The sequence below is a fragment of the Arenicella sp. 4NH20-0111 genome (assembly GCF_040366405.1).
Lineage (GTDB): Bacteria > Pseudomonadota > Gammaproteobacteria > Arenicellales > Arenicellaceae > Arenicella.
Genome location: NZ_BAABWF010000010.1, coordinates 26,518 through 39,694, shown reverse-complemented (window position 1 = coordinate 39,694; position 13,177 = coordinate 26,518). Strand labels below are relative to the sequence as shown.

Sequence of the window (13,177 nt, the reverse complement as noted above, 5' to 3'; positions counted from 1 at the left end):
CACAATCAAATCAAGAATAATTACATTTTGGAGACCCCAACCATGTTTACACACACACTTAAGCGCTTATCACAAGCTTCTGCTGTCGGCCTAGGCCTGCTCGCACTCTCGTCAGCACAAGCGAGCAATATCGACGACGTTTTGGCCGCTCAACCTGATGACGTTCAAGCGCGATATGAGTTTCGCCACCCAAAGGAAACCCTCGATTTTTTTGGAATCACTGAAGGCATGACGGTGGTAGAAGCACTCCCAGGTGGAGGATGGTACTCGAAAATTTTACTGCCTGTTTTAGGCACAGAGGGCCAGTTAATTGGCGTCGACTACGCGATGGATATGTGGAGTAACTTCAGCTTCATGACGCCTGAACGCATCGAAGCGAAGAAAACATGGGTATCAACTTGGACAGATCAAGCAAACGACTGGAGAGTTGATAGCGACGCTTCTGTATCGGCCTTTCAATTTAATGATATGCCTGAAGAAATGAGCGAAACAGCGGACGCTGTATTGTTCATCCGAGCGCTTCATAACTTATCACGCTTTGAAGAAAAAGGCGGGTACCTCACCAACGCCATGCAAGAAACTTACGCCGTTCTAAAACCCGGTGGCATCGTTGGCGTAGTACAACATGAAGCCTTAGAAGACCGACCAGACGACTGGGCTAATGGCAGCAATGGCTATCTCAAGAAAAGCGCTCTGATCGCCACATTTAAGGCCAATGGATTTGAGTTCGTCGGTGAAAGTGACATCAATTCGAACCCAAAAGACACGGCGAATGAAGGTGACTTTGTCTGGAGACTTCCTCCTTCATTGAGTGGTTCAAAGGATGATGCTGAAAAGAAAGCCAAGATGGAAGAGATAGGCGAATCAAATCGCATGACTCTACTATTTAAAAAACCAAGCGCCTAGTACAAGAATGGCCCTTTTTAAAAAGGCGGCGGCATGGATTGTCGCCGCACTCGTGGCCTCTGTTCTTTCTTCCGTGGTGTCGAGCCAACAGGTAATGATAGGCTTAATAAAAGTCGGAGCAAGAATCGACGTCGAACAGCGCCTAATCATGACACTCCAAGACTTCAAAATTTTGGAAATCCTCTTTCCTGTTATGTGTGCCTGCTTTTTAGTGGGCTTTTTAATAGCTTCATTTTGTCATCAACGCATAGGCGGCCAACGTGTGTTTTGGTTCACTCTAGCTGGCGCCACCTCTATAGTCTGTACGCTTTACTTAATGTCATTCGTAATGAATTTGATGCCAGTGGCAGGAGCTCGTTCTTTATCGGGCATGATGTTAATTGCGCTGTCCGGAGCACTAGGAGGATTTATTTTTACTCGGCTGATCGTGCCCAAGGTACCTTAATATGATATTTCGATCTTTTCTAACGCATTCAATACACTATCGTCTAGCGATCGTCAGTTTGATCTTATGCTTGAGCTCTGTAAGCCATGCTGAGGAGCGTGATTATTCGTTAAAAACCATTGCGTCTGGCTTTAAAGATCCATGGACCATGGTGTTTTTACCAAATCGCGATATTTTGGTCTCTCAACGCAATGGGCAACTAAAAGTCATCACCGATGGTAAAATCGGGAGTAAAACCGTCAGCGGCGTACCAGACGTTTACTTCGCTGGGCAAGGAGGCTTACTCGATGTATTACTCGACAAAGACTTTGCCAAGAACCAAACTATTTATCTGAGCTTTGCGCACGGAAAGAGACGGAGCAATGCGACCCGCTTAGTGTCGGCTAAACTGTCCGCCACAGAGACTCACTATAAGCTCGAAAATGTAACAGTCCTGTTTACAGCTTCCCCAACTAAGAGCACAGCCCACCATCACGGAGGCCGAATAGCCCAGCTTGACGATGGAACTCTACTGATGACCGTGGGGGACGGATACAATTACAGAGAGCAAGCGCAAACTCTGGATAACCACTTTGGGAAAATCATACGAGTTAACACAGATGGCAGTACTCCAGATGACAATCCTTACGTTGGTGTAAAAGGCGCGCTCAGCGAAATTTACACTCACGGCCACCGAAACCAACAGGCGCTCTTGACCTACAAGGGTGTTATTTATGAACACGAACACGGACCGAAAGGCGGCGATGAAGTTAACAAAATTGCCGCAGGCACTAACTATGGTTGGCCCGTAGCGACCTTTGGTATCGACTACTCGGGTGCGAGAATTTCACCATTTACAGAATACGAGGGCATGAGATCACCCGACGTGAACTGGACCCCATCAATAGCCCCAAGCGGTATGACCGTTCACGATGGGGCGCTCTACGTGACATCGTTAGCCGAGGGCTCAATTCGCAAGCTGGATATTTCAGGAGACAACCTCATCGATCGAGGAATCGTGTACAGCAAGTTAAACGAAAGGCTGCGAGATATCGTCAGTGCGCCTGATGGCTCCTTGTATGTACTAACCGATGGCGGCAACGCCAAGCTTATAAAAATTGTTGAGAACTAGCATGACGGCATCCAAAGCGCACCGCTCTCCATTAAGCGGGGTCGTCGAAGAAGTCAGTGTAAAAAACGGACAGTTCGTAGATAAAGGGGATTTGTTGCTCATCTTAGAATCGATGAAGGTTCATGTAAGAATTGAAGCCGAAACTTCTGGCACGGTAAATGAACTAAACCTCAAGAAAGCCGACGCAGTCAATCGAAATGACGTACTTTTGGTCCTAATTGATCCCCAAAACTCTGACCAACCCACCCCTACTCAGGGCAGTCAGAGGACAGAGTCTTTGCCACACCCAGCGATCGAAACGTGGAAGCAACGTCAGGCGCTATCATTGGATCCAGCGCGTTCCAAGGAAGTTCAAAAGCGCCATACAAAAGACTACGCAACGGCCAGAGAAAACTTGGCTAATCTTTGTGACACCGATGGATTTCAGGAGTACGGGCAGCTTGCGGTGGCAGCACAACGTCAAAGGCAAGATTATGAAACCCTCAAAACCACCACCGCGGCCGACGGCGTTATTACTGGAGTGGCCGCTGTTGATGGTATATCGACTGCGTTGATCATCAATGACTACAGCGTTCTAGCAGGAACTCAAGGCTATTTTCACCATCAGAAAATTGACCGAATGCTTGACGTGGCTGGTAAGCAATCTTTACCCGTCATTATGTTTACCGAAGGAGGAGGAGGACGCCCCGGTGATACCGACGTAACAACGATTAATTCGGGCCTTCAATGCACAACCTTTGCGACTTGGGCCGGTTTAAGCGGTCAGGTACCTAGAATTACCATTGCCAACGGATACAATTTCGCAGGCAACGCGGCACTTTTCGGTGCTGGCGATATTACCATCGCCACTAAACGGGCCTGGATAGGCATGGCAGGACCTGCCATGATAGCTGGGGGAGGCCTCGGGACGTTTAAAGCCACAGACATAGGCCCGATCGACACTCAATCAACCAATGGCGTCGTTGACATTGTTGCTGAAGATGAAGCTGACGCCTGCCGCCTTGCTAGAAAGACCTTATCGCTGGTGACAAAGAAGTTTATCGAAAGCTGGCGGGCGCCTGCTCAGGACCTTTTGCAATCTGTTATGCCCGAAAGCCGCCGCGTTACCTACGACGTTCGCAGCATATTGTCGACCATCGCTGACCTTGACTCTCTGGTCGAACTGCAAGCTGATTACGGTAAGTCGATCATCACGATGTTCATGAGAATTGAAGGCCGGAGCATCGGTGTTCTAGCCAATGACTGCCGTCATTTAGGCGGCGCCATCGATACTGATGCTGGTCAAAAGGCGTCTCGTTTTATGCAATTGTGCAACGATTTCAAACTTCCAATCGTCTCGTTTTGCGACACCCCGGGATTTATGGTTGGACCGGAACATGAAGAGCAAGCCGCGGTGCGCCGCCTTGCCGAACTGTTCAAAGTTGGTGCTCAATTAACGGTTCCATTTTACGCGGTGGTATTGCGTAAGTGCTATGGCCTTGGCGCCCAAGCGATGTTGGGTGGAAGCACCAAAGCCCCTCTCTACACATTAGCTTGGCCAACCGGTGAGTTTGGCCCAATGGGGCTGGAAGGGGCCGTGACGCTTGGATTCAAGAAGGAACTCGAAGCTCAACCCTGCGAGGAGTCCAGAAACGAATTATTCGATAAGCTACTGGATGAGCAGTACAGCAAAGGGCAAGCGATTGAAGTCGCCAGTGTGCTAGAGCTTGACGCCGTCATAGCCCCTACAGACACGCGGTCAACACTCTCACGGGTTCTTAAAAGGCAGTCTAATCACTAGGGAATTTCCCCCTAAGGGGGGATGCGTAATCTCGGCCAAACGTCTAACCTTAGATCAGGTGCTCAACTGAGCATCGACACTACACAAGCGGCGGCTAATCCCTGAACGCCGCCGTTTGTTTAGATTCCTTGATTATCAAACTCACTGGACAAGTCTGGTAAACCTAACGTAGCCAATGTAAGTCCTCAGGCAACTTATGCCTCGAATCACCGTCTAACTAGGTAGCTTACTCAAAATTGATTTTAGTACATTCATCTCATCAGAACTAAGCTGCTCAAGGCTGGATCTCATGACATGATTCACGCCCTCGACGGCTTCTTGCAACCTAGTTCTGCCCGTATCCCCAAGGACCACCAAACTCACACGAGCATCTCTGTCATTCGCCATCTTTTCGACCAAACCAATTTTTTCCATGGGGTTAACCAACCGTGTTACGCCTGATGCAGTCAAAGACAAACGTTCGGCTAGTTCGATCCGGCTCATCGTCGCGTTGGGTACCGAATTCAGTTCACTCAATACTCTAAATTCACTGACACCTAAGCCATGCATCGCCCCCAAATATCGATCCAATTTCTTATTCAAATGGCTATAAACTGAGCTCAACTTCGTAAAAACTTCTAAATGCAAATTCATAATTTCAACTCACTATTACTTGATCAATCAAGTATTAGTCAAGATAATAGCTTTGTCAAAACAAATTATGCAAAAAGTGCTTAAGCCGCCAAACTTAGTCCATAACTCAAAAGAAGCTCGCTATTTCATCGAATGGCTTGCGCTCAATGTCGGGCACCGTCACTCCCTCCGTTGGATAGCCTGCGACAATCAACATAAACGGCTTCTCATTGCTGGGCCGGCCCAAAATTTCATTCAGAAACTTCATGGGACTTGGTGTGTGGGTTAATGTGGCTAATCCTGACATATGAAGAGCCGTAATAAGCATCCCCGTGGCAATGCCAACTGACTCAGGCATGTAATAGTTCTTATGTTTAGTGCCCTCATCATCAATGGTATTGCGTTGTAAAAATACGGCAATAAGATACGGCGCTATTTCTAAAAAAGGCTTATTTTCGTCTGTTTCAAACACCTTCAGATCATCCAGCCACGCCTTGGGAGCGCGTCCATTATAAAAATCATGCTCCTCTGCCTCCGCCGCCTTACGGATCAGTTGCTTGGTTTCAATACTCTCAACCACCGCAAAATGCCAAGGTTGCTTATTGGCCCCGCTTGGCGCAGAGCCCGCGGAGCAAATGGCATTTTCAATTATTGTTCGATCAACAGGTCGGTCAGAGAAGCTCCGCACACTGCGTCTTCGGCTGATCGCTTGTTGAAATTCGCTCGATGCCGCCAGCATTTCTTCCGGAGACAGTTCTTTAAAATTTAATGGTTTTTGCATGTTTTCCCGATGCACACGTCAATGCATTAACGTTTTTATTTGTTATTCTTAATCAACAACATAATTGACACTTTGTTCTATTAATGTTCAAAATATGATGCAAACTCAAACTCCACCAAACGATCCAGCATTGGAAGCAATGCGCAAATTGTCACGCCGTCCCAATGAAAAATTGGACCACATACCAGGCCCTAATGGCCTGCCACTCATTGGCTGTTCTTTTGACATTATTAAAGATGCACCCGCCTTTATGCAAACTGAGTTTAAAAAACACGGTCCTGTTTTCAAGGTAAATGGCTTCGGATCGACTTCTGTGAATTTTGCAGATGTGGATGCTGCACGAATGATGCTGCTTAATAAGGATAAAAATTTCTCAAGTGAATTGGGCTGGGCACGAGTTGCTGGACTGCTCAGAACAGGCATATTATTGCGCGACTTTTCAGATCATCGTGTTCATCGACGCGTATTGCAGCAGGCGTTCAAACGGCCAGTGCTAGCGCACTATGCCGAGCAACTTAACCAACAACTAAAGCGCGGAATTGAGTCCTGGCCTAAACAGGATTCATTTAAGTTTCAACACAAATTGAAATCCTTATTATTAGATAATGCCGCATCATTGTTTATGGGGGCAGAACTAGGTAAAGAGTCAGACGCGCTTAACAAAAATTTCGTTGCACTACTTAATGCTACTGTCAGCCTCGTCAGATGGGAAATACCTGGGACATCTTGGTATCAAGGTCGGAATGGGACACGTTTCCTAAGAGCTTGGTTAGAAAAACAAATTGAATCCCGCTTAAGCAGCGACAAGTCTGATTTTTTCACAACCTTACTCAAACTCTCTCAAGACCCAGAGAGTGAAATGAACTTAGAGGAAGTCATAGATCATACGGTACTATTACTGTTTGCAGCCCACGACACGACCACCAGCACAATCAGCACAATCGCGGCCATGCTCTGCGAGCAGCCAGAATGGCAGGAAACATTAAGAGAGGAGCTTCTCCAGCTATCCGGTGATGCGCTCACGCTAGAGGAGTTCAATAAGCTACCTCTGACGGACCAATTTTTTAATGAGGCGCTACGACGCTACCCTCCCATATTTGTGGTTCTTCGTCGTTGTATCTCTGAGTTTGAATACGGCGGGTTCCGGATCCCGAGTAACACCCAAACCAATGTAAACATCCATCTCCTGCATCATCATCCGGATTATTGGACAGACCCGTTTAAGTTCGACCCGGATCGATTCTCAGCAGCGAGAGCTGAGCACAAAAAGGACATGTTTCAATTTTTGCCATTTGGAGGCGGAGCACACAAATGCTTGGGAATAAACTTCGCGGAAATACAAACTAAAATCTTATTATTCCACCTACTACGGAACTACAAAATAGAAACCGCAGCGGGCAGAAAAAATAGGTTTAACCACCTTCCGATGCCCTTGCCCAAGGATGGACTTCCTATCAAGATTACCGCCTTGTCACGTTAATGATTGGCCACACAAAAGCCTTTACCAAGCAGTAAAAGAAAAATATTTAGCGCGAAGTTACCGCACTACTTAAGTGAAAGTCGAGCCAAATAGGCGCCTAATCCTACTAGAACACTGTGGCTTAAGGCGCATTTACGCTATAGTCGCGACTATTCGAATATTGCTTATTATTTGCCTGTCTTAGGGCTTTCTGAGGTGACTGTAGCATGAGCACTTTATTTATGACCGCCATCATTCTGTTTTGCATGGGTTCCATGGCTTATGCCTACGCGCTTCGTGGGCAGGCTCGCTGGGATGGTTTTGGAGAGTACATCCGCAAAGGCTGGCCGCTTTTCACCCCATTTAACTGCTTGCTCTATCTTTTTACGAAACCTAAGGCTCGACCCGCAATAATGAACATCGACGATTTCCCAGAATTGTCTGAACTCCAAGAAAATTGGGAAATAATTCGCGATGAGGCACTCGCATTAAATGCTGATGGCGGCTTTGATAGCATCGGTGACAAAGAGTCTGCGTCTTTTTATGATATTGGGTTTAGAACCTTTTATAAGTATGGCTGGACCAAGTTTTACCTTAATTGGTACGGCTACACTCACGAGTCAGCAAAGCGGACCTGCCCAAAAACCATTGAAATATTAAGTAAGGTACCTGCTGTCAACGGCGCCATGTTTTCAATATTGCCCCCCGGCGGCCAACTTACCAGGCACCTTGATCCAGTGGCTTGTTCTCTTCGTTATCACCTTGGGCTGGCCACGCCAAATGACGATAAATGCTACATCAGCGTCGACGACAATACGTATTCTTGGCGTGACGGAGAACCCCTGCTGTTCGATGTGACCTACCTACATTTCGCTCATAACGACTCAGACAAGTTAAGAGTGATTCTAATGTGTGATATCGAACGTCCTATGTCTCCGTTAGGTAAGCTATTAAATGCGCCGTACAAATGGTTAATGAAGGCCACGGTTGTACCCAATACCGATGAAGATAAACGAGGCTTTGCTAATCGCACTTTCAGCACATTAGTCCCACTTTTAGAAAAAGGTAAACGCTTAAAAGAAACCAATTTGGTCGCCTATAAAGCTCTCAAGTACCTCGTCAACGGCAGTCTAATTTTGCTAATTGGTGGTTTGATTTGGCTTATATTGAAGTTCTTTTTCTGGCTTTTTTAGCACAAAGTGATGGCCGCCCCAATCTAGGCAAAGTGGTTAATAGATCCAAACCAAACTTACATTTGTCTTACAAATCAATTTTGCTTGACAAAAGTGCAAGAAAAGTGTCACTAAAATGTCATTTTTCGCACTTCAAGCTGTGGCACCTCAACTCTCCATTTGCTTTAATGCTGCCATTAATAAAATAGGCGTCATGCAGCACAGACTGGAGAGAACTGTACTTCAATGTCCCACCAAAAAAAATTACGGATCCGGACATCGGATATACCAACCAGCTGGTTCAACGCACGTTGTAGAAACTTGATTTCTAAATACGCATTGCTGGCTTTCAATGACGACGGCACTGTCTTTGACATGCGCTGTGAGTCCATCATGGTTCAATTGAGCCAACATTCCAAGTTCACATCATCAAGGGAACTGTTGGATATATACCACGAATTAAAAGTCGAACTGCAACGAATAGTCTCTTCGCCATCGTTAAAAACAGCTCTGAATATTTTGGCTGAAAAACTGAATTATCTTGAGGGTGACACCATCCATTGATCAGTGGAGACGAAGGTTCACTCATGACCATAAAAAAGGGCCGAACCGGCCCTTTTTTATTAAAACGCTCAATGATCAGGTGTCTTGACCAGCTGATCATTCGGCCTCTAGCTTTGCTCAGAGCCCTTTTGACGTCGCGCATTCATGGCCTTAAATAGCTCACCTAGCTCTCTGATGTTTAAACCGCCATCGGCATTAATATCAAACTTGGAGAAACTCTCTCCAACTTGCTTCTTCATTCTCGGGATCAGTTCATCAAACGCCACTTTTCCATCGACATTCTGATCCATAAAGCCCATGGCCTGAGATAACTCCATCAACCCTGGATTATGATTAGGCTTATCTGACGTCTCATCCAACCAACGATATCCAAAAGAACCGTAAAGCATTTCCTCTTCTGATTGCAGCCCCCAATACACATCGGCATTGGGTTCAGGGTTTCCTCGATTGTTACTCGAATTATCGTACACGGTACGATGCATCATGATGGTCCCCGCCGGCACACGCTTAGGCTCTGCCATACGGTAGGTACGCTGCCAATTGAAGTCGTAGTTTGGAACACTGAGTAACGTTTCCTTTTTACCGTCCGGGTAAATCAATTCAAATAACGAGCTTTTACCTCGATAATGAGCATGAGGGAAAAACGCAAAAATCTCAGCCTCTCTAGGAAACTGAAAATACGCTTTCTCTTCATGAGCGGCAGCGTTCGCTGGAATTCTGATCCCCATGTTTGCGATAACATGCTCACGATAGAAGTGTTTTGGCGGTTGCTTAGCAAAATACAATCCAAGCTTACTGGTATCCACCGTCTTTTTACCGTAAGGCGTGTAGTGCATTTGAAATTGGTACACCCCGCCCGGAGCAACATAGACACCAGTGGTATCAGGCATTCTAGACGCTTCGTTTCCAGGAGCGTACGTCAAAATGATATTTTCAAAAATGTTATCCAAACGTTGAGTGATCGGTTCCTTTACCGAAGATCCCGCCAAAATGTGGTGTACGGCCTTAGGGTCTCCAGGAATAATCGCAGCAGCTTCAACCCAAACGCCTTTATCTAAAGGATTCTTCACGATCGGGAACTGATAGTCCACGATGCCGTTAGCCGGTATTTCGAAAGCCGGTATGTCGATCACTAGATCTGGCTCACCAAATGGCCATTGACTGGGCTCGAGCTTCATAGACGCCAATGGGTCTTCACCCTCTCCCCTTGGTGATCCAGCCTCGATCCAGTTGATCAAAGTGATCTTGTCCTCATTACTCAATCCAACGTCATTTTCCCAATGCCCCAAATTCGGATCAGCATGCCAAGGTGGCATTCTCTTGGTACGCAATACTTCGCGAATCATGGGGGAAAATCCTTTAACCATGGCGTATTCGCTCATGGCCCACGGAGCAATTCCACCTTCTACGTGGCAGGCCATGCAGTTGTCTTGCAAAATTGGAACGATGCTTTCTGAATAACTTATTGGCTTATCATTTGAATCTTGAATGTTAATGAGACAACCCGGTGAAGCAACTTTAGAAAACTCCACACTCTTACCTGCGATCAGTTGATCTAAGGTGTCTCTGACGTACGTTTTATCCGCCTTCTCTTTTTGTCGTTCATAGTCTACTCGATCGCTCATTGGGCCTCGATAGACCACCTCCCAAGTGCGCGGATCAATAACCAAAACCTCGGCGGTCCGATTGACGTGCAATGATCGAGCTATCAGTTGTGTGTCGTCTTTGAGTATGGGGAAGTCAAACCCCCACTCTTTAGCTTCTTCTGCAATCCTTTCTCTACTATCTTGTAGGTTCGCGTTAAGCATCATTACTTTAACGCCTTTATCGGAATAATCGGCTCTCAAAGCCTGATAGTCAGGCAAATTGGAACGTACCACCTGACATCCATTGCCGTGAGTGATTAGTACTATCGCTTTCGCCTTGTGATTGTAGTGAAGCTCATGCGCTTCACCCTTTTGGTCAATCAGGACAAAATTATCGGCTTTGAGAGAGGCGAAAGAAGACGCACTCAATACAAACGCAAACAGTGAAACTAAACCAGCCTTTATGCCGACGATAGATGGCTGCGTCATAACGCGACTCCTTCATTCTCTTGTAATAATAGTGATGGACAAACTATCTCACAGTCGGATTGACAAGTCGTTAAAATCAATCAGATTTCGTTTCCTGAATCTTGGAATTCTCTACCGAATTATTCAAATCGATCGATTTGCCTTCAATTTATCAGGTTTTAGTCAATCTAATGATCAACCTCCGGCAGAACCAGTCGCGAGGTTTCTGCCGGTCGTCTACTAGCCGTCGGCCAGCAAGCTTCTGAGTTGCGCGATGCCCGAATTAGCCCTAGAAATGTATGAGCTCATCACCAATGAATGGTTTGCGAACATACCCATCCCACTCCCATTTAATATCATCGGGCTGCTGATCGGTTGCTGAGTCGACTCAAGTTCCCTGATTATTTGACGCAGTGTTGGAATTGCGTTTTTATCTTCTAGCACTGGTTTAAAATCAATTTCCGCCGCTCGTAAGTAGTGAATAAGAGCCCATGATGTGCCGCGCGCTTCATAAAAATTGTCATCAATAGCAAACCAAGATGTACGAGCAACAATCTCGCTGGCGGTACTCGTTGATTGCTGTGCGTTTGCATCGCCAGCGAGGTCAGTGTTGACCCGGACCTGCGGACGGGCTTGACTTAATCTGAGAGACAATGCTCCCAATCGTTTTTCTACCAAGCTAAGCCACTCATTTAGGTTGTCTGCGCGCGCATAGAATTGCGCGTCTTGCTTGGAGGTATCTTGCAACCTAGTTAAGTACTTTCTTACTGCATCAGCCCCATTTTTATACTCGCCCTCGGCTGAAGGAAACATCCAGGCGTCGCTGTCGACATTAAATTTTGGTTCCGCGAGTTCCAGATCTTCATCGGGTATTGATTGAGTTTGCGACCGGCTGTAATCATTACGAAGTGATTTTGCTAAATCGCGGACCTGCTGAAGAACCCCAAACTCCCAGTTTGGCACGTTGTCCATCATGACGCTCGGTGGCGTCACGTCGTTACTCAAATAGCCGCCGCGTTTATTCAATAGGGTATCAACCGTTTGAACTAACATCGACGTTGTTGCTACACCAATCACTGGCTGCTGCACATCAGTACTTCGCTCAAGCGACATAAAATCCGGTTCGTGATCGAAATAAAATGCCACCGCAAGCATCAAGACCAATAACACCATGAGTATGATAATGAATGGATTTCGTATGACTGACATAAGCCCTCTAGCTATTTCGATTAAATTTGATAGTTACGTGGTTCAACGCTTCACGCATGATTGCTTGCTGTTATGCCGCTGGCCCCTACGAAATCCTGTGAGTGGTTGTCACGTTGAAACGACATTTAATCGCAAAACCCATTGAAGAAGATCTTTCATAGCACCAAGCTGTACAGGCTACCTATACAGTGAGCTTCTTAGCCCGCCATAACTATTCTTGGTGTGTATATAAGCTTAGTCTACAAAATTACAAGTCGTGGAGAAAAAATCCTAGTAAATACTCATGGCGACCAAAGTCCCTTCGGTCGCCTTCTCTCAGAGAATAAGAAAGACTGATGACAAACGCTATGTAGCCAGTATTTTTAACACAGCGAGCGTTTGATCTAACTAACTAAGAGCTACGAAAATGTCGCTCGACACAAGGCCGTGATTTCAGTCCAATTCCCTTCACGCACAAGTTTGGTTGGCGCTATCCAACTTCCGCCCACGCACATCACGTTCGGTAACGCCAAAAAATCTTGATAATTATCAGCACTGACACCACCCGTCGGGCAAAATCGCATACTGGAAAACGGACCATTAAATGCTTTTAAAGCGGAAATTCCTCCCACCACGGTCGCGGGAAAGAGTTTACATTCCGTTAAACCGTGCTCAATGGCCAACATGACTTCCGATGCCGTGCCGACGCCTGGTAAATAAGGAATATTCTGACGTTTTGCTGTTTCCAATAAACTTTGGGTAATTCCTGGGCTGATGATGCCATCAACACCGGCTTTAACCACCGCGACCATTTGAGCTTCGATGTTTACCGTTCCAGCCAACACCACCATTTCGGGAAAGTTATTTTTAATAACCTCAATGGCCTTAACCCCGTACTCATTCCTTAACGTGATTTCAATAACGTTAATTCCACCGTCGATCAGTGCTTGCGCTAATCCAAGCGCCTGAGCTTCATCTTCGATCACCACAACAGGGACCACTTTTTGCCCTTCCAGCAGCTCGCTTACATTCGGAGCAGAGCCGATGCTCACTTCTCCAAAGCTAGAAGCAGTAGGTTCAATATTCGTTTGTTGATTCATAGCAC

At 46.3% G+C, this 13,177-nt stretch carries 12 protein-coding genes; 7 read left to right on the top strand and 5 right to left on the bottom strand.

The genetic code is table 11. The features are described from left to right. Window positions 1–42: 42 nt before the first annotated feature. Genes ABWW54_RS17095 through ABWW54_RS17080 form a run of 4 tightly spaced genes read left to right on the top strand, consistent with a single transcriptional unit; the run spans window position 43 to window position 4,242 of the window. On the top strand, window positions 43–906 hold the full coding sequence (locus ABWW54_RS17095) for a class I SAM-dependent methyltransferase (RefSeq protein ID WP_353414015.1): 864 nt from the start codon (window positions 43–45) through the stop codon (window positions 904–906). A 7-nt stretch (window positions 907–913) separates the two neighbouring features. Continuing rightward, complete coding sequence (locus ABWW54_RS17090) at window positions 914–1,351, top strand: hypothetical protein (protein ID WP_353414014.1); 438 nt, start codon at window positions 914–916, stop codon at window positions 1,349–1,351. Between the two features lies 1 nt (window position 1,352). Further along, window positions 1,353–2,462, top strand: coding sequence for a PQQ-dependent sugar dehydrogenase (locus tag ABWW54_RS17085; protein ID WP_353414013.1), 1,110 nt, complete (start codon window positions 1,353–1,355; stop codon window positions 2,460–2,462). Between the two features lies 1 nt (window position 2,463). Next, window positions 2,464–4,242, top strand: coding sequence for a carboxyl transferase domain-containing protein (locus ABWW54_RS17080; RefSeq protein ID WP_353414012.1), 1,779 nt, complete (start codon window positions 2,464–2,466; stop codon window positions 4,240–4,242). A 213-nt stretch (window positions 4,243–4,455) separates the two neighbouring features. Here ABWW54_RS17080 and ABWW54_RS17075 read toward each other — a convergent pair whose 3' ends face one another. Both ABWW54_RS17075 and ABWW54_RS17070 read right to left on the bottom strand, forming a co-directional pair. Beyond that, on the bottom strand, window positions 4,456–4,875 hold the full coding sequence (locus ABWW54_RS17075) for a MarR family winged helix-turn-helix transcriptional regulator (protein ID WP_353414011.1): 420 nt from the start codon (window positions 4,873–4,875) through the stop codon (window positions 4,456–4,458). A 106-nt stretch (window positions 4,876–4,981) separates the two neighbouring features. Further along, window positions 4,982–5,635, bottom strand: coding sequence for a nitroreductase family protein (locus tag ABWW54_RS17070; RefSeq protein WP_353414009.1), 654 nt, complete (start codon window positions 5,633–5,635; stop codon window positions 4,982–4,984). 94 nt (window positions 5,636–5,729) lie between these two features. Between ABWW54_RS17070 and ABWW54_RS17065 the strand changes: the two genes are divergently transcribed. The 3 genes from ABWW54_RS17065 to ABWW54_RS17055 all read left to right on the top strand — a co-directional run bounded on the left by ABWW54_RS17065 (window position 5,730) and on the right by ABWW54_RS17055 (window position 8,830). Further along, on the top strand, window positions 5,730–7,115 hold the full coding sequence (locus ABWW54_RS17065; protein WP_353414007.1) for a cytochrome P450: 1,386 nt from the start codon (window positions 5,730–5,732) through the stop codon (window positions 7,113–7,115). A gap of 206 nt (window positions 7,116–7,321) precedes the next feature. Next, entirely contained in the window at window positions 7,322–8,287 is a 966-nt protein-coding gene (locus ABWW54_RS17060) for an aspartyl/asparaginyl beta-hydroxylase domain-containing protein (RefSeq protein ID WP_353414006.1), read from the top strand. Window positions 8,288–8,512: 225 nt separating this feature from the next. After that, window positions 8,513–8,830, top strand: a complete 318-nt coding sequence (locus ABWW54_RS17055) for a hypothetical protein (RefSeq protein ID WP_353414004.1) — start codon at window positions 8,513–8,515, stop codon at window positions 8,828–8,830. A 107-nt stretch (window positions 8,831–8,937) separates the two neighbouring features. Here ABWW54_RS17055 and ABWW54_RS17050 read toward each other — a convergent pair whose 3' ends face one another. From ABWW54_RS17050 to eda, 3 genes are all read right to left on the bottom strand, one after another. Next, window positions 8,938–10,905, bottom strand: a complete 1,968-nt coding sequence (locus ABWW54_RS17050) for a redoxin domain-containing protein (RefSeq protein WP_353414003.1) — start codon at window positions 10,903–10,905, stop codon at window positions 8,938–8,940. A 219-nt stretch (window positions 10,906–11,124) separates the two neighbouring features. After that, the gene (locus ABWW54_RS17045; protein ID WP_353414002.1) at window positions 11,125–12,093 is read right to left on the bottom strand and encodes a DUF2333 family protein; all 969 of its coding nucleotides are present in this window, start codon (window positions 12,091–12,093) and stop codon (window positions 11,125–11,127) included. 398 nt (window positions 12,094–12,491) lie between these two features. Further along, window positions 12,492–13,172 carry a bifunctional 4-hydroxy-2-oxoglutarate aldolase/2-dehydro-3-deoxy-phosphogluconate aldolase gene (eda, locus tag ABWW54_RS17040; RefSeq protein ID WP_353414000.1) on the bottom strand — a complete coding sequence of 227 codons (681 nt, stop codon included), beginning with the start codon at window positions 13,170–13,172 and terminating at the stop codon, window positions 12,492–12,494. Window positions 13,173–13,177: the final 5 nt, after the last annotated feature.

Coding starts and splice junctions, on each gene's coding strand:
- ABWW54_RS17085 (WP_353414013.1), top strand. CDS start 1,353: ATGATATTTCGATCTTTTCTAACGCATTCAATACACTATCGTCTAGCG.
- ABWW54_RS17045 (WP_353414002.1), bottom strand. CDS start 12,093: ATGTCAGTCATACGAAATCCATTCATTATCATACTCATGGTGTTATTG.
- ABWW54_RS17075 (WP_353414011.1), bottom strand. CDS start 4,875: ATGAATTTGCATTTAGAAGTTTTTACGAAGTTGAGCTCAGTTTATAGC.
- ABWW54_RS17080 (WP_353414012.1), top strand. CDS start 2,464: ATGACGGCATCCAAAGCGCACCGCTCTCCATTAAGCGGGGTCGTCGAA.
- ABWW54_RS17090 (WP_353414014.1), top strand. CDS start 914: ATGGCCCTTTTTAAAAAGGCGGCGGCATGGATTGTCGCCGCACTCGTG.
- ABWW54_RS17055 (WP_353414004.1), top strand. CDS start 8,513: ATGTCCCACCAAAAAAAATTACGGATCCGGACATCGGATATACCAACC.
- ABWW54_RS17070 (WP_353414009.1), bottom strand. CDS start 5,635: ATGCAAAAACCATTAAATTTTAAAGAACTGTCTCCGGAAGAAATGCTG.
- ABWW54_RS17065 (WP_353414007.1), top strand. CDS start 5,730: ATGATGCAAACTCAAACTCCACCAAACGATCCAGCATTGGAAGCAATG.
- ABWW54_RS17095 (WP_353414015.1), top strand. CDS start 43: ATGTTTACACACACACTTAAGCGCTTATCACAAGCTTCTGCTGTCGGC.
- eda (WP_353414000.1), bottom strand. CDS start 13,172: ATGAATCAACAAACGAATATTGAACCTACTGCTTCTAGCTTTGGAGAA.
- ABWW54_RS17060 (WP_353414006.1), top strand. CDS start 7,322: ATGAGCACTTTATTTATGACCGCCATCATTCTGTTTTGCATGGGTTCC.
- ABWW54_RS17050 (WP_353414003.1), bottom strand. CDS start 10,905: ATGACGCAGCCATCTATCGTCGGCATAAAGGCTGGTTTAGTTTCACTG.